This window comes from Flavobacterium yafengii, from assembly GCF_030010375.1.
Taxonomy (GTDB): Bacteria; Bacteroidota; Bacteroidia; order Flavobacteriales; family Flavobacteriaceae; genus Flavobacterium; species Flavobacterium yafengii.
Genome location: NZ_JASCRY010000001.1, coordinates 708,538 through 724,942 on the forward strand (window position 1 = coordinate 708,538; position 16,405 = coordinate 724,942).

Consider the following 16,405-nt stretch of genomic DNA (forward strand, 5'->3'; position numbering starts at 1 on the left):
TAATCAATCATTCGGAAATAGTATTGGATATTCAATCAGTTTAGATGCAGGAATTAATTCCAAATAGAAAAATCATACACGTTGACATGGATGCTTTCTATGCTTCTGTGGAGCAAATGGATAATCCATTGTTGCGTGGAAAACCTATTGCTGTAGGTGGCTCAGAAAACCGAGGTGTTGTTGCTGCAGCAAGTTATGAAGCTAGAAAATTTGGAGTTCGAAGCGCTATTAGTGGTGTTATGGCCAAAAAAAACTGTCCAGAACTTATTTTTGTAAGACCTCGTTTTGACAGATACAAGGAAATTTCGGGTAAAATCCAAAAGATTTTTTATGAATATACGGACTTGGTTGAGCCTTTGTCGCTTGATGAAGCGTATTTAGATGTTACCAATAATAAAAAAGGAAATCCAAGTGCGACATTATTGGCACAAGAAATAAGACTGCGTATTTTTAACGAAGTGGGTTTAACGGCTTCGGCAGGAATATCAGTGAATAAGTTTGTAGCTAAAATTGCCAGTGATTACAATAAACCCAATGGTCAAAAAACGGTCAATCCGGATGAAGTTATTTCGTTTTTGGAAGAATTGCCAATTCGAAAATTTCATGGTGTTGGGAAAGTAACTACTGAAAAAATGTACCAACTTGGAATTTTTACCGGAGTGGAGTTAAAGAGCAAAACATTGGAATTCCTGGAAAAACATTTCGGAAAATCTGGAAACTTTTATTACAATGTGGTAAGAGGAATTCACAACAGCGAAGTGAAATCAGATCGAATTACAAAATCTGTTGCTGCCGAACATACTTTTGATGTTAATCTTTCTTCAGAAATTTTCATGATTGAGAAATTAGAGGTCATTGCAAGTGCATTGGAAAAAAGATTAAAAAGATACAATGTAGCTGGTAAAACAATCACTTTAAAAATAAAATACAGTGACTTTACACAACAAACCCGCAGTAAGACCTTGCCTTATTTTATTTCAGATAAAGGATTGATTTTAGAAATTGTAAAGGAGTTGCTCTATCAAGAACGCATGAAGGATTCTGTTCGATTGCTTGGAATTTCACTCAGTAATTTAAACACCGAAGAGAAAAAGTTTGTTGTCGTACAGTTAAAATTTGATTTTTGAAGAACTAATTCACTCGTTCAACAATGGTTAAAGTCTGAAATATGTTGTTTTCTTTTTATAAATAAAATTATATTTGGTTCTTTAATATGAAATGACATGAATAATTTTAGACAATATGAAGAGGCTATTGCAAAGTATCACAGTGGTTTAAGTGTAAAAACTGTTCCTATTTCTTCTTGGAATTTTCATAATGATTTTTTAGGTTTAATAAAAAATATCTTTGTGGATTTAAAAAAGCTCAACTCGCTAGCTTCTCAAAGTAAATGGATTCATGACAACTGGGATTTAAAAACAAGACTGAGAGAAGAGGTGATAATTTTGACAGATACTAAATTAAATATTGTTTTTGCGTCGCATAATATGATAAAAATGAATGGTTACGTAGAAGCAGAAGTTTTGGGTAAAAATCCTAAGATTTTTCAAGGTGCAGCAACTGATTTGACAGTTTCGAATGAAATCCGTACTGCTGTAATGCTTCAACAGCCTTTTGAAAAAACCGTAATGAATTATAAAAAAAACGGAGATGTTTATGCCTGTTTAATAAAAGGATTTCCAGTTTTTAATAGTAAAGGACAATTAAGCCACTACATAGCTTTTGAAAAAGCTGCATAAAAAAGAAAACCTTTCCAATCTGGAAAGGTTTTCTTTTTTATAAATTTTTATGATGGTTTTAATTTTTACTGTTCAGTTTAGAAAGCAATCTTAAAAATTCGATATACAACCAAACCAATGTAATCATTAATCCCATTGCGCCATACCATTCCATGTATTTTGGCATTTTTTGTGCTGCTCCTTTTTCTATTCGGTCAAAATCTAAAAATAAATTTAAAGCGGCAACAACAATCACAAAAATGCTGATTCCAATACTCATCATTGAATTTCCATAATGTACGGGAACAAAACTGGTAAACATTGAAAATACCCAAGATATAAGATAGTAAGTTGCAATTGCAAGTGTAGCTGCCACAACAACCGATTTGAATTGTTCCGTTACTTTTACGATTTTATATTTATACAATCCCAGACAAACCATAAACGTTACAAAAGTTGCGCCTACTGCCTGAATTACGATTCCAGGATACATGGCTTCAAATATTGCCGAAATTCCACCAATAAATAACCCTTCGAACAATGCGTAACCTGGAGCTAAATAAGGAGAATATTGTGGTTTGAAAGCTGAAATTAGCACTAAAACTAATCCAACAATAGCACCGCCAATTGCGGGAACCATTGGATTCATACCATTAAAAGTCAACCACCAGATTACAGTTGCAGAAGCGGTAAGCAATAAAAATAAGATTAAACTTTTATTGATAGTACCAGACAAAGTCATTTCGTCGTTATAATCAATGATAGTAGATTGATGCACTTCGTCATTTTTTGAAACTGCAGTGGAAAAAGTTTTGTTATTTAAAAACGGATTTTTAGAATTGAAACTCATAATTTGTAGGGTTATTTGTTACTCAAATATAAATTTTATTTTACAGAAGATTGTTTAAATAGTCTTAAATTTTTTTAAGAGGGAAATCATATTACATGATTGATGCGTAAAAAAAATCCGTCTTATTTCGTTTTAAAAACGAGACAAGACGGATAAGTATTTAAGTAATTTTTAAACTACTCTATTTCTGAAACTCTCAAGGTGTTAACCATTCCTTTTTCTTTTATAGGCATTGCGGCTAAATTAATAACAAAATCTCCTTTGGTAACATATCCCTTTTCTTTAACGATATCATTTATATCAGTCACAGTATCATCGGTGCTTACTCTTTTGTCGTACAAAAACGATTTTACGCCCCATAACAAATTCAATTGGGTAAGGATTCTTTTATTCGAAGTGAAAACTAAAATATGAGCGTTAGGTCTCCAAGCCGAAATCTGGAAAGCAGTATAGCCACTATTTGTCAAGGTACAGATGGCTTTAGCTTTGATAACGTTAGCCATAGTTGCAGCGTGATGACAAATTGTTTTAGTGATAAAACGTTTTGTTTTAATTTGTGGGGTGTTTTGTGGTACTTGAATTAGCGGAGAATCTTCTACTGCTTCAATAATTTGTGTCATTTTTTGAATTACCTGAACAGGATAATTTCCAGTAGCTGTTTCTCCAGAAAGCATTACTGCATCTGCACCATCCATAACTGAGTTTGCTACGTCATTAACTTCAGCACGAGTTGGTGTAAGTGAAGTGATCATAGTTTCCATCATTTGCGTAGCAACGATAACTGGAATACGAGCTGTTTTGGCTCTGCGGATCAATTCTTTTTGAACTAAAGGCACTTCATGAGCAGGAAGTTCAACTCCTAAATCTCCACGAGCAACCATTAATGCATCACAATACGCAACAATTTTGTCGATATTTTCTAATGCTTCCGGCATTTCTATTTTGGCAATAATTGGAATTTTATAGTCAGAGTGTTCCGCAATTAATTCTTGTAGATCTTGTAAGTCTCTTGGTGTTTTTACAAAAGATAATGCAATCCAATCAACGTTTTGTCCAATAGCAAAAATAGCATCTGCTATATCTTTTTCGGTCATTGCGGGAAGAGAAATTTTTGTATTAGGTAGATTTACTCCTTTTTTAGATTTCAATTCACCACCTTGAATCACTTTTGCTATAACTTCTGTTTTTTTATCCGTTTCAACGATTTCAAAGATAAGTTTTCCATCGTCAAGCAAAATTCTTTCTCCAGGATTAACATCATTTGGAAAGTTTTTGTATTTCATGAATACTTTTTTTGCCGTTCCAAGAATGTCTTCAGCAGTAGTAAACGTAATTAAATCACCGTCATGTACTACTACACCTTCCTCCATAACTCCTACACGAAGTTTTGGCCCTTGTAAATCACCTAGGATTGCAGTTGTGTAGCCAAACTCTTCATTAAGACCTCGTATGATATTAATTTTTTCTTTTACATCATTATAGTCAGCATGTGAAAAATTCACTCTAAATACATTTACACCGGCATCAATCATGTCCTTTATGATTTCTCTTGTACTACATGCGGGCCCAAGTGTGGCTACAATTTTTGTTTTTTTGTTTGTAAGCATTTGTATTAAAAAATTAAATTGTTTTTTGATTTTATTTGATTTGTATCTACCGTATAAACTGTTGATACGTTATCTATGGTATTTAATAGTATCTGTATTTTTGATACATTCATAGTATCGTCATTATTTTCTATTTTTAAAAAGTAATCTACTTTTTTAAATTCTGGAAGTAAAAATACTTTTGTTGAAACTTCCATTGTTACATTTGAAAATAGATTTTGAGTATTTCCTTTTTTGTATTGGATTACTTCATTTTTATTTTGAATCAAATCCCAAGAGACTTCTTTTTCTGTATCATTGTAATAAAATCTCGAAAAATTGGTCTCACCTTCTTTTATATTAATTTGAATTTCATTTTTACTTTTACTCAAATTTATAGGCAGCTTTTGATTTATAAAATAAGCCAATCTATAGTCTTCTAATGAAGTATGAATTGCGATGAGATAGTAATCTATTTCGTCAAATTCGCCAAGATCCAATTTATGAATTGCCATTTCATGAAAAAATAAGATGTAAATATAGTATTTCTATCGAAGCGTAGACCTCTCAAAATAAGATGTTTTTGTTAATTTATGAACGAAAACGTTATAGTTTTATGAAAATTGATATTATTTTCGGTCCATTTTTTCTTGAAATGCAAAATAAGCGCGTTGGGATGCTTTTTCTTCTGCTTTCTTTTTTGACGTTGCTCTTGCTCTTGCAATCACTTTGTCATCAATACTAAGTTTCACGCCAAACAAACGTTGCCCGTCAATTGCGTTGTCTTCGAAAATATCATAATGAAATATTTTCTTTTCTTTTTGACACCATTCTATCACCAAACTTTTGTAGCTAATTACTTTTCCTTCGAGTCTTGCGATATCTACGTAAGGAATTATAACTCTTTTTTGGATGAATTTTTCACAATATATATAGCCTCTATCCAGATAAATTGCTCCTACAAGTGACTCAAAAATATTGCCATGTATGTTTTCTCCAAAATGCTGTATTGGCACTTTGCTTTCTATGTATTGTACTAAATTTAGGTCTTTCCCTAATTCGTTCAAATGTTCTCTACTTACAATCTTTGAACGCATTTTAGTAAGATAACCTTCGTCTCCAGCGGGCGCTTTGCTAAATAAATGTGCTGCAATTACTGAGCTTAGCATGGCGTCACCTAAGAACTCTAATCGTTCGTAATTAATTGGATTTCCTAAAACATCCAAGCGATTTGAGGAACGATGCGTGAAGGCTTTCTTGTAGTAGTCTAAGTTTATTGGGGCAAAACCCAAGATTTTCTGAATAGAATCAAAAAAAATCCCGTCTTCTGGAGAACGGGATTTTGAAAATATTTTTCTGATTATACGCATATATAATTATTAGATTTCTAATTTTTTTACCAATACACAAGCATTGTGACCGCCAAAACCAAAAGTATTACTCATAACAACATTCATTTCTCTTTTCTGAGCTTTGTTGAAAGTAAAATTTAATTTAGAATCAATGCTTTCATCATTTGTAAAATGATTTATTGTAGGTGGTACAATTCCATGTTTCATGGAAAGAATTGAAGAAATTGTTTCAATAGCACCTGCTGCGCCAAGTAAATGACCCGTCATGGATTTTGTTGAATTTAGATTCATTGTATAAGCGTGATCGCCAAAAACATGGAGTATAGCTTTGGATTCTGCCATATCACCTAAAGGTGTTGAAGTTCCGTGCATATTTACTCCATCAACATCGGTTGGTTTTAAACCAGCGTCTCTCAAGCAGTTCAACATTACATTTTTAGCACCCAATCCATCAGGATGCGGTGCAGTTATATGATGGGCATCTGCTGACATACCGCCACCGCCAATTTCGCAATATATTTTTGCTCCACGAGCAATAGCATGTTCGTATTCTTCAAGGACAAGAGCGCCAGCACCTTCTCCTAAAATAAATCCATCACGGTCTTTATCCATAGGTCTGGAAGCTGTTTTTGGATCGTCATTTCTTGTTGATAAAGCATGCATGGCATTAAATCCACCCATACCTGCTATAGTTACAGCAGCTTCAGATCCTCCGGTTACCATAGCATCTGCATGACCTAATCGGATATAATTGAAAGCGTCAATAATAGCGTTTGTAGAAGAAGCACAAGCTGAAACAGTTGTAAAATTGGGTCCTCTAAATCCATATTTTATTGAAATATGACCGCCAGCTATATCGGCAATCATTTTAGGGATGAAAAAAGGATTGAATTTTGGGGTACCGTCACCAGCAGCAAAATTAAGAACTTCTATTTGAAAAGTTTCTAATCCTCCAATTCCTGATCCCCATATTACACCAACTCTGTCTTTATCTAATTTTTCAAAATTGAAACCGGCATCATTTACAGCTTCGTCTGATGATACCATTGCATATTGTGCATAGCGGTCCATTTTTCTAGCCTCTTTTCTGTCTAAGAAATCTTCAGCATTAAAATTTTTCAATTCGCATGCAAATTGAGTTTTAAATTTTGAAGCGTCAAAATAAGTGATTGGAGCAGCACCACTAACGCCGTTAATAAGTCCGTTCCAATACTCTTCAATGTTATTTCCAATGGGTGTAAGAGCGCCTAAACCTGTTACAACAACTCGTCTTAATACCATAAATTCTTTATTTTTGTTATCTTTAAACAAATAAAACCCATGCTTTCTTTACTGTATTACTATTACGAAAGAGCCATGGGTATTACAATAAATATAGTTTTGATTGAAATTCAATCTCGAATTTAATTTTAAAAAAAAATAATAACACCCGTTTGCAGGATTGCAAACGGGTGTATAATTTATTATTTTTTAGCTTCCTCGATGTAAGAGATTGCTTGACCTACAGTAGCGATGTTTTCTGCTTGATCGTCTGGAATTTGAATGTCAAATTCTTTTTCGAATTCCATAATAAGCTCAACAGTGTCTAATGAGTCAGCTCCTAAATCATTAGTGAAGCTTGCTTCTGTTACAACTTCGTTTTCGTCAACACCTAATTTGTCTACGATAATCGCTTTTACTCTTGATGCAATGTCTGACATAATCTTTAATTTTAGAATTTAATTTGTTGGCAAAAATAAAAAACTTTATTTTAAAACAACTATTTAGTTAAAAAATGTGAGATCTAATTTATGAAATTTATTTTAACAAAGCTGTCGCAATGTTATTTATTTTCGATTTTTATGCCTTTTTTTGTGCAATTAAAATTTGATAGGTTATGAAAAAAATTGTGGTTTTTGCTTCTGGATCGGGGACTAATGCTGAAAATATCATAAAGTATTTTGCAAAAACAGAATTTGGAACTGTCGAAGCGGTGTTTACAAATAACCAAAGTGCTCAAGTGATTGAAAGAGCAAAAAACTATGGAGTTCCGTCCATTATTTTCTCAAAAGAAGATCTAATTGAAGGTATTGTATTACAAAAAATAAATGAAATTCAACCTGATTTGATTGTTTTGGCAGGATTTTTATTAAAATTTCCCGAAAATATCATTGCAGTCTACCCTAATAAGATCATAAACATTCATCCGGCATTACTGCCAAAATACGGCGGAAAAGGAATGTATGGAATGTATATTCATAGAGCAATTGTTGGTAATAAAGAGGTGGAAACTGGAATTACCATTCATTTTGTTGATGAAAATTATGATGAAGGAAATATTATTTTTCAGAAAAAGGTAGCTTTATCGGGAGATGAAACTCCAGAAGAGGTGGCTGGAAAAATACATGAATTAGAACAAAAATATTTCCCTGAAGTAATTGAGAGATTATTAGAAGATAAGATGAGTTAGATTTTTCTGTTGTACATAAAAATAAAATAGGTTCAATGCTTAAAATTTTAGAAAAGCCTAAATCAATTATAGTTTATCTTTCTAACCAATCTAAATATCCAAAATCTAAGAAATCTAAAATGGAACACGACGTACATATATATACGGATGGCGCTGCCAAGGGAAATCCTGGAAACGGTGGTTATGGGGTGGTTATGGAATGGGTAGGAAAGCCTTATAAAAAAGAATTCTACGAAGGTTTTCGTCGAACGACTAATAATAGAATGGAGTTGCTGGCGGTAATTGTAGGTCTAGAAAAATTAAAAAATCCGAACACTAGAGTTCTGGTTGTTTCGGATTCTAAATATGTGGTAGATTCAGTAGAGAAAAAATGGGTTTTAGGTTGGGAGAAAAAAGGATTTGTTGACAGGAAAAATTCCGACTTATGGAAACGTTTTTTAGTGGTCTATAGAAGACACAAAGTAAATTTTAAATGGATCAAAGGGCATAACAATCATGTCCAAAACGAACGATGTGATGAATTAGCCGTTATGGCTTCGATGCAAAAGCAACTTTCAGTCGATGCTTTTTACGAAAAAGAAGAAGAAAAATTGCTGTAAAGCGATGTAATTCAGTGTAATAAATTGGCAAAACTTTATAATTAAGACCCTTTGCAACTTTACAACTTATAAACTATCTTTGCGCCTTAATTCGAAACTCAGAAAATGAATAAATTATTGATTGTTGGAAGCGTTGCTTTTGATGCCATAGAAACGCCTTTTGGCAAAACAGATAAAATTTTAGGTGGAGCTGCACCTTATATAGGGCTTTCGGCTTCTTTTTTTAATTTACAATCTGCCATAGTTTCTGTAGTTGGCGATGATTTTCCACAAGAATATTTAGATTTATTAACAGCAAGAAACATTGACATTTCAGGACTTGAAGTTGTTAAAGGTGGGAAAACGTTTTTCTGGAGCGGTCTTTACCATAATGATTTGAATTCAAGAGATACTTTGGCTACTGAACTTAATGTTTTGGGTGATTTTCAACCAAAAGTACCTCAAAATTTTAAAAATGCCGATGTAGTGATGTTAGGAAACTTACATCCATTGGTACAAAGCAGTGTTTTAGATCAAATGGAAAGCAAACCAAAATTAGTAGTTTTAGACACTATGAATTTTTGGATGGATTGTGCTTTACCGGAATTACTTGACGTAATGAAACGTATAGATGTAATCACTATTAATGATGAAGAAGCAAGACAGCTTTCCGGAGAATATTCTTTGGTAAAAGCGGCTGCAAAAATTCATGAAATGGGACCAGAATACGTAGTGATAAAAAAAGGAGAGCACGGAGCACTTTTATTTCATAAAAAAGAAGTGTTTTTTGCGCCAGCATTACCATTAGAAGAAGTTTTTGATCCAACAGGAGCTGGAGATACTTTTGCAGGTGGATTTGCAGGATTTATAACGCAGAGTGAAAACATCTCTTTTGAGAACATGAAAAATGCAGTTATATATGGTTCTAATTTAGCTTCATTTAGTGTGGAAAAATTTGGAACAGAAAGGATGGTTAATTTAGATAAAGAGGAAGTTGTGTCCAGATTACAACAATTCAAATCACTGACACAATTCGACATAGAATTATAATGCACTGAAACCTCGGAAACGAGGTTTTTTTGTTAAATAAAATTAGCAGGGAATTACATCTGATTTATCGATTTTTTTAAATCAGTTCAATTTATTTTTAGAATAACACAACAACACAAACAACTTTACAATGAGCGATGCTTTAAAACACGAGTGTGGTATAGCCTTAATTAGACTACTCAAACCGCTTGAATTTTACAAAGAAAAATACGGAACTGCTTTCTACGGAATTCAAAAAATGTATCTTTTGATGGAAAAGCAGCACAATCGAGGGCAAGACGGAGCAGGTTTTGCAAGCATAAAATTAGACGTAGAGCCGGGAGAACGTTACATCAGTAGAGTTCGTTCTAATCATGCACAACCGATTCAGGATGTTTTTGCTCAAATAAACGACAGAATAAATGAGGAAATGGCTTCTCATCCAGAATATGCGGATGATGTAGCGCTTCAAAAACAGAAAATCCCGTATTTAGGAGAATTGTTTTTAGGACACGTTCGTTATGGAACTTTTGGTAAAAACAGTATTGAAAGTGTTCATCCTTTTTTACGTCAGAATAACTGGATGCACAGAAACTTGATTTTGGCTGGAAATTTTAACATGACGAATGTTAAAGAGCTTTTTCAAAGTTTAGTTGAACTGGGTCAGCATCCAAAAGAAATGGCAGATACGGTTACCGTAATGGAAAAAATCGGACATTTTCTGGATGATGCAGTAACTGATTTGTACCAAGAATGTAAAGTTAATGGATTGACAAAAAGAGAAGCTTCGCCAGTAATTGCTGAAAAGCTGGATGTTGCCAAAATTTTAACCCGAGCTTCTAAAAACTTAGATGGAGGTTATGCTATGGCAGGGCTTTTGGGCCATGGAGATTCATTTGTGTTTAGAGACCCGGCAGGAATTCGTCCCGCTTATTTTTATCACGATGATGAAATAGTAGTAGTGGCTTCAGAAAGACCGGTAATCCAAACTGTTTTTAATGTTCCTTTCGAAAAAGTTCAAGAAATTGAGCCAGGAAACGCATTAATTATCAAGAAAAACGGAACGGTTTCTATGCAGGAAATTCTTCCGCCAACGGTTAAAAAAGCGTGTTCTTTTGAACGAATTTATTTCTCCAGAGGAAGTGATGCCGAAATATATCAAGAAAGAAAAAATTTAGGAAAACTTATTTTACCTGCGGTTTTAAAGTCAATAGACGAAGACACAGACAATACTGTTTTCTCTTACATTCCAAATACGGCTGAAACTTCATTTTACGGATTGGTTGAAGCGGCACAAGATTTCTTGAATCAAAGAAAGAACAATTACATTCTTCAAAATAGAAATACCTTAACAAAGGAATCATTGCAAGAGTTACTGTCGGTAAAAATACGTACCGAAAAAGTAGCTATTAAAGATGCTAAACTAAGAACCTTTATTACTGAGGATAGCAGTCGTGACGATTTAGTAGCCCACGTATATGATGTTACGTATGGTGTTATTAAACCAACAGACAATTTAGTTATTATTGATGATAGTATTGTTCGAGGGACAACTTTGAAAATGAGTATTATCAAAATGATGGATCGTTTGAATCCAAAGCGAATTGTTGTCGTTTCATCTGCACCGCAAATACGCTATCCGGATTGTTACGGAATTGATATGGCTAAATTAGAAGGTTTAGTAGCTTTCAAAGCAGCTTTAGAACTGCTTAAAGAAAGAAACTTGTATCATATCGTTGACGAAGTATATGTAAAATGTAAAGCGCAGGAAAACTTCAAGGACAGTGAAGTTGTAAATTACGTAACGGCAATATACGAACCTTTTCAACCTCAAGAGGTTTCAGATAAAATCGCACAAATGTTGAGTTCTCCAGAGATAAAAGCCGAAGTGAAAATTATTTTTCAAACGGTAGAAGATTTGCATGTTGCTTGTCCAAAGAATTTAGGAGATTGGTACTTTACAGGTGATTATCCAACACCTGGAGGGAACCGCGTAGTAAACCGAGCATTCATGAATTTCTATGAAGGAAAAGATGCTAGAGCATACTAATAATTGAGTCTATGAGTTTTTAATCGGTTTTCTAAGTTGTTCATCTAATTTATTTGGTGGCAACGAAGAACTAGTATAAATTTGAATCACCATAACATTAGTAGGTTAAGTTTATGGTAGATTTGGGGCAAAAAGGGTGGAAGAGATTCCACCTTTTTTATTGGAATAAAGTCAAGAAATGATATAAAAAAAGCGCCGATTTCAAATTTTGAAATCGGCGCTTTTTGTTTTCAGAAACAAGAAAAAAGACAACAGTAATTTTTGAAATCTTTAATCTTGACTCTCTTTTTATTTCTCTAAAGCAAATCTTCTAGCCACTTCCGTCCAGTTAATTACATTGAAAAAAGCTTCGATATAATCTGGTCTTCTGTTTTGATAATGCAAATAGTAAGCATGTTCCCAGACATCCATTCCTAAAATTGGAGTTCCACCACAACCTACACCTGGCATTAATGGATTGTCTTGGTTTGGAGTACCGCAAACATCTACTTTTCCGCCTTTATGAACACAAAGCCAAGCCCATCCAGAACCAAATTGTGTTGCTCCAGCTTTGCTGAAACTAGCTTTAAATTCTTCGAAAGTTCCAAAAGCAGCTTCAATCGCAGCCAATAAATCTCCAGTTGGAAGTCCGCCACCGTTTGGTGTCATTACGGTCCAAAACAAGTTATGGTTGTAAAAGCCACCACCATTGTTACGAACAGCAGCGTTTTTTAGATCAAGATTAATCAAAATATTTTCAATCGTCTTACCTTCCATATCCGTCCCTGCAATAGCTGCATTAAGATTGGTAGTATAAGCATTGTGATGTTTAGAATGGTGAATTTCCATTGTACGCGCATCAATATAAGGTTCTAATGCGTCATACGCATAAGGTAATTGTGGTAATTCAAAAGCCATAATATGATTGTTTAAATGATTTATAAATATTTTTATTCAAATTTAAACATTAAACTTTGGAAACGGAAATTCTATTTCGTTATAATTTCATTAAATTAATTGATAGTGTGCTCTTTGGAATTGTAACAGACTTATTTTCAGGAGCTATTTCCTGCTTTCCGCTACAATATTTTTATCCGCCGAAAAGGCGCATAAAAAGGATTTCCACTGCAATCAGGGCTAAAAACGGTAGTGGTTTAAATTGTCATTCTGTTTTAAATACACGTTTTAGAATCAAAATTTCCAAATTACGATTGCGCCATTGCCATACAAACGATACTGATTTTTGCATTGGGAATTTTTAGTAAAGCGCGCGAACAGGCTTCTAATGTGGCTCCGGTTGTAATTACATCATCAATTAAAAGAAAATGTTTATCATGGTCTTTTTCGGTAAAGGAAACATCAAAAATGGTTTCAATTCCTTCAGTTCTTCCTAATAAGTTTTTCTTGGATTGCGTTTTTGAATACACATTCCGAATCAAAAGCGAATCATTATAAATTACATTTAGACTAGAAGAAAGTGCTTTTCCAAAAGTCGTTACCTGATTGTATCCTCTTTCTTTTAGTTTTCTTCGGTGCAATGGAACCGGAATGATTTCATCTACAGACTCTAATAATTCGATTGTTTTTAAATCTTCGGCGTACCATTCACCAAGAATTGTCCCTATTTCCTCATGTCCTTTATACTTTAAATTATGGATGAGTTCTTGAACAATTCCCTTTTTATGAAAATAAAATAATGCTGAAGTGTGAATTACAGGAATTCTTCCATAAAACTTTTTGAAAGCATCATTTTCTGGATTCAAGTGATGATTCGTCAGCGGAATCTCGTGTCTGCAAACCGTGCAAATTACATTTTCATTGGACAATAAAAAGGAGCTGCAACCGGAACAGACTTTTGGAAAAAATAGATTAATAATGCTTTCAAACATGTAATCAAGGATTTATTTATAAAAATAGACAAATCAATGCTTCAATCTTTAACAATTTTCTTTTTTTTAAGTTCACTTTTTATATTTTTGCAGTATTATGGCAAAACAAGAAGATTTATTTAAGAATGTAATTTCGCACGCAAAAGAATACGGATTTATTTTTCCGTCAAGCGAAATATACGATGGTTTAAGTGCAGTCTATGATTATGCACAAAACGGAGTAGAATTAAAAAAGAACATACGCGAATATTGGTGGAAAGCAATGGTTCAAATGAACGATAACATTGTAGGTCTTGATGCGGCAATATTGATGCACCCAACCACTTGGAAAGCATCAGGTCACGTAGATGCCTTCAATGATCCATTGATAGATAACAAAGATTCGAAAAGAAGATATAGAGCCGATGTTTTGATTGAAGATTATGCCGAAAAGCTAAATCAAAAAGCAATCAAAGAAATCGAAAAAGCCAGAGCTCGTTTTGGTGATGCTTTCAACGAACAGGAATTTGTAACAACAAATGCCCGTGTGATGGAGTACAAAGCCAAAGAAAGAGAAATTCTGGAAAGAATGGCTCGCTCTCTTGGTAACGAAGATTTGGAAGATGTAAAAGCATTAATTGAAGAATTAGAAATTGCTTGCCCGGAATCAGGTTCAAGAAATTGGACCGAAGTACGTCAATTTAACTTGATGTTCGGAACAAAATTAGGAGCTTCAGCAGATTCAGCAATGGATTTATATTTGCGACCAGAAACGGCGCAAGGTATTTTTGTTAACTTCTTGAATGTTCAAAAATCAGGAAGAATGAAAGTTCCTTTTGGAATTGCACAAACTGGAAAAGCGTTCAGAAACGAAATCGTTGCGAGACAATTTATTTTCCGTATGCGTGAGTTTGAACAAATGGAAATGCAGTTTTTTGTACGTCCAGGCGATGAAATGAGATGGTACGAACATTGGAAAACAGCTAGACTAAATTGGCACTTGTCACTTGGTTTAGGAAAAGAAAATTACCGTTTTCACGATCACGAAAAACTAGCACATTATGCAAATGCAGCTGCTGATATTGAATTTAACTTCCCTTTTGGATTCAAAGAGTTAGAAGGAATTCACTCGCGTACTGATTTTGATTTGAAAGCACACGAACAGTTTTCAGGTAGAAAATTACAGTATTTTGATGCTGAATTGAATCAGAATTATGTTCCTTATGTAGTGGAAACTTCAGTTGGATTAGATAGAATGTTCTTGGCTGTTTTTGCAACTTCATTAAAAGAAGAAACGTTAGAAGATGGTTCAACAAGAACAGTTCTGAAATTACCTTCAGTTCTGGCTCCAACAAAAGCGGCAATTTTACCATTGGTAAAAAAAGACGGATTACCGGAAATCGCACATAAAATTATTGATGATTTGCGTTGGGATTTCAACGTGGCGTATGACGAAAAAGATGCGGTAGGAAGACGTTACAGAAGACAAGATGCCTTAGGGACTCCGTTTTGTATTACAGTAGATCATCAAACTATCGAAGATCAAACGGTAACCATTCGTCATAGAGATACAATGAAACAAGACCGTGTAGCTATTGCGGATTTGAAAACTATTATTGAAAATGAAGTTTCAATGAAAAACTGGTTGATGAAAATGTAATCAAATGTTTTTTTATATAAGAAAAGCTTTCCGAATAGGAAGGCTTTTTGTTTTTAGGATACTATCAAATGATTTTTTTGATATGCAATTAATAGAATAAACGGATTTATTAGTTTCTTTTAGAACACATATTTACGCTCTTCGTCGGATTTATTTGCACTTCATCTTAACATGTCAACATTTGTTAAAAACATATTAACAACACATATGAAAAAAAGGTTAAATGCTTATTTTTAGAATGTTAAATAGGAGTTTTTTGTTTAACTAGTTTCCCAAAACTACCATTGTTACTTAATAATTTAAAGTATATTTTGCTTTGGACGTATAATGTAATGCCTAACAATTCCAGGAAAAACCATTGATGAATTATTCGTACATTATTATTGACGACGATCAAGAAAGTGTTTTGAAAACAAAAGCCATGGCTGATAGTTTTTCAGAACTCGATTTTGTAGCATCGGCTAATAATTATGAAGATGGTTTAAATCTCATATTAGAACATACGCCTCAAATAGTTTTTCTGGAAATTGATCCAGTTAATCCGGCTAGTAATTTGTCGTTGACTCTAATTAATGAGTTATACAGGTATTTGAACGTGATTCCTAAAATTATCATCACAACGGCTAGGAAAGATTTAGCTTTTGATGCTATAAAATATGAGGTTTTCGATTATTTAATAAAACCACTGACACGAATCGATGTTGTAAAATCAGTTTTAAAATTAAATAAATCAATTGCTCCTAAAGAAATTTTTTTAGAACAATCATTAGTTGCTGATGAAGAGCCGAAAGTTTTTCCCAGACAAGAAACACCAAATCAAGATCAATCTCTAATCCTGTGTGTCAAATCCTATGGTGATTATAGATATATTGCTGCCAAAGATATTTGCTATTTCCAAGCCGATAATAATTCTACGGATATATATCTAAATAATGGTGAAATGATAACTGCTTTCAAAACATTGAAGCATTTCGAAGGTGTTTTATCTTTTCCTTTTATTAGGATTCATAACAGTTATATAGTCAATCGTAATTATATTTCTAGGATTCATAGTGGAAATTCAGTGTGTTATATTAAAAACAGTGCTGTAAAACTTCCTTTCTCCAAATCATATAAGGTAAATATCGACCTTATTATTTCTGATTTTTCCAATGGAAATTATCTAGAAATTTAAAAAACAGTCATCCACTTTAATTTGATGGTCATTCACTATCAAACGGCTACATTCTACCATAAACGCCTTTTTTTGTAGGAATTTTTGAAGTTGTCTCTGTAGTTTTACAAAA

Annotated in this window: 16 protein-coding genes; 8 read left to right on the plus strand and 8 right to left on the minus strand. The window is 33.5% G+C overall.

Annotated features, from left to right (window positions below; all coding sequences use genetic code 11):
* The first annotated feature begins 44 nt into the window (after positions 1–44).
* Together dinB and QLS97_RS03130 are read left to right on the plus strand one after the other, a co-directional pair.
* The gene (dinB, locus tag QLS97_RS03125) at positions 45–1,127 is read left to right on the plus strand and encodes a DNA polymerase IV (RefSeq protein ID WP_282714212.1); all 1,083 of its coding nucleotides are present in this window, start codon (positions 45–47) and stop codon (positions 1,125–1,127) included.
* Between the two features lie 96 nt (positions 1,128–1,223).
* Positions 1,224–1,739: a PAS domain-containing protein gene (locus QLS97_RS03130; RefSeq protein ID WP_282714213.1), complete on the plus strand. Its 516-nt coding sequence runs from the start codon at positions 1,224–1,226 to the stop codon at positions 1,737–1,739.
* A 58-nt stretch (positions 1,740–1,797) separates the two neighbouring features.
* Here QLS97_RS03130 and QLS97_RS03135 read toward each other — a convergent pair whose 3' ends face one another.
* The 6 genes from QLS97_RS03135 to QLS97_RS03160 all read right to left on the minus strand — a co-directional run bounded on the left by QLS97_RS03135 (position 1,798) and on the right by QLS97_RS03160 (position 7,206).
* Positions 1,798–2,568 (minus strand): Bax inhibitor-1/YccA family protein, encoded by a 771-nt coding sequence (locus QLS97_RS03135; RefSeq protein WP_282714214.1) that lies wholly within the window; start codon positions 2,566–2,568, stop codon positions 1,798–1,800.
* A gap of 176 nt (positions 2,569–2,744) precedes the next feature.
* Complete coding sequence (gene pyk, locus QLS97_RS03140) at positions 2,745–4,175, minus strand: pyruvate kinase (protein ID WP_282714215.1); 1,431 nt, start codon at positions 4,173–4,175, stop codon at positions 2,745–2,747.
* Positions 4,176–4,180: 5 nt separating this feature from the next.
* Positions 4,181–4,669: an IPExxxVDY family protein gene (locus QLS97_RS03145; protein ID WP_282714216.1), complete on the minus strand. Its 489-nt coding sequence runs from the start codon at positions 4,667–4,669 to the stop codon at positions 4,181–4,183.
* A 114-nt stretch (positions 4,670–4,783) separates the two neighbouring features.
* Complete coding sequence (locus tag QLS97_RS03150; RefSeq protein ID WP_282714217.1) at positions 4,784–5,524, minus strand: ribonuclease III family protein; 741 nt, start codon at positions 5,522–5,524, stop codon at positions 4,784–4,786.
* Positions 5,525–5,533: 9 nt separating this feature from the next.
* On the minus strand, positions 5,534–6,787 hold the full coding sequence (fabF, locus tag QLS97_RS03155; RefSeq protein ID WP_282714218.1) for a beta-ketoacyl-ACP synthase II: 1,254 nt from the start codon (positions 6,785–6,787) through the stop codon (positions 5,534–5,536).
* 182 nt (positions 6,788–6,969) lie between these two features.
* On the minus strand, positions 6,970–7,206 hold the full coding sequence (locus QLS97_RS03160; protein WP_007137004.1) for an acyl carrier protein: 237 nt from the start codon (positions 7,204–7,206) through the stop codon (positions 6,970–6,972).
* A gap of 176 nt (positions 7,207–7,382) precedes the next feature.
* On the opposite strand from QLS97_RS03160, the gene purN reads away from it, so the two are divergent.
* From purN to QLS97_RS03180, 4 genes are all read left to right on the plus strand, one after another.
* A complete protein-coding gene (gene purN / locus QLS97_RS03165; RefSeq protein WP_282714219.1) occupies positions 7,383–7,955 on the plus strand; it encodes a phosphoribosylglycinamide formyltransferase in 573 nt (190 codons plus the stop codon).
* Positions 7,956–8,074: 119 nt separating this feature from the next.
* Positions 8,075–8,554 carry a ribonuclease HI gene (rnhA, locus tag QLS97_RS03170; protein WP_282715533.1) on the plus strand — a complete coding sequence of 160 codons (480 nt, stop codon included), beginning with the start codon at positions 8,075–8,077 and terminating at the stop codon, positions 8,552–8,554.
* A 105-nt stretch (positions 8,555–8,659) separates the two neighbouring features.
* A complete protein-coding gene (locus QLS97_RS03175) occupies positions 8,660–9,583 on the plus strand; it encodes a PfkB family carbohydrate kinase (protein WP_099714134.1) in 924 nt (307 codons plus the stop codon).
* Between the two features lie 130 nt (positions 9,584–9,713).
* Positions 9,714–11,612, plus strand: coding sequence for an amidophosphoribosyltransferase (locus QLS97_RS03180; RefSeq protein ID WP_282714220.1), 1,899 nt, complete (start codon positions 9,714–9,716; stop codon positions 11,610–11,612).
* Positions 11,613–11,900: 288 nt separating this feature from the next.
* On the opposite strand, the gene QLS97_RS03185 is transcribed toward QLS97_RS03180, so the two are convergent.
* Together QLS97_RS03185 and QLS97_RS03190 are read right to left on the minus strand one after the other, a co-directional pair.
* Entirely contained in the window at positions 11,901–12,509 is a 609-nt protein-coding gene (locus QLS97_RS03185) for a superoxide dismutase (RefSeq protein WP_282714221.1), read from the minus strand.
* Positions 12,510–12,796: 287 nt separating this feature from the next.
* Positions 12,797–13,480 (minus strand): ComF family protein, encoded by a 684-nt coding sequence (locus tag QLS97_RS03190; RefSeq protein ID WP_282714222.1) that lies wholly within the window; start codon positions 13,478–13,480, stop codon positions 12,797–12,799.
* A gap of 97 nt (positions 13,481–13,577) precedes the next feature.
* On the opposite strand from QLS97_RS03190, the gene QLS97_RS03195 reads away from it, so the two are divergent.
* Positions 13,578–15,119 (plus strand): glycine--tRNA ligase, encoded by a 1,542-nt coding sequence (locus QLS97_RS03195; protein ID WP_282714223.1) that lies wholly within the window; start codon positions 13,578–13,580, stop codon positions 15,117–15,119.
* Positions 15,120–15,480: 361 nt separating this feature from the next.
* Positions 15,481–16,293 carry a LytR/AlgR family response regulator transcription factor gene (locus QLS97_RS03200; RefSeq protein ID WP_282714224.1) on the plus strand — a complete coding sequence of 271 codons (813 nt, stop codon included), beginning with the start codon at positions 15,481–15,483 and terminating at the stop codon, positions 16,291–16,293.
* Positions 16,294–16,405: the final 112 nt, after the last annotated feature.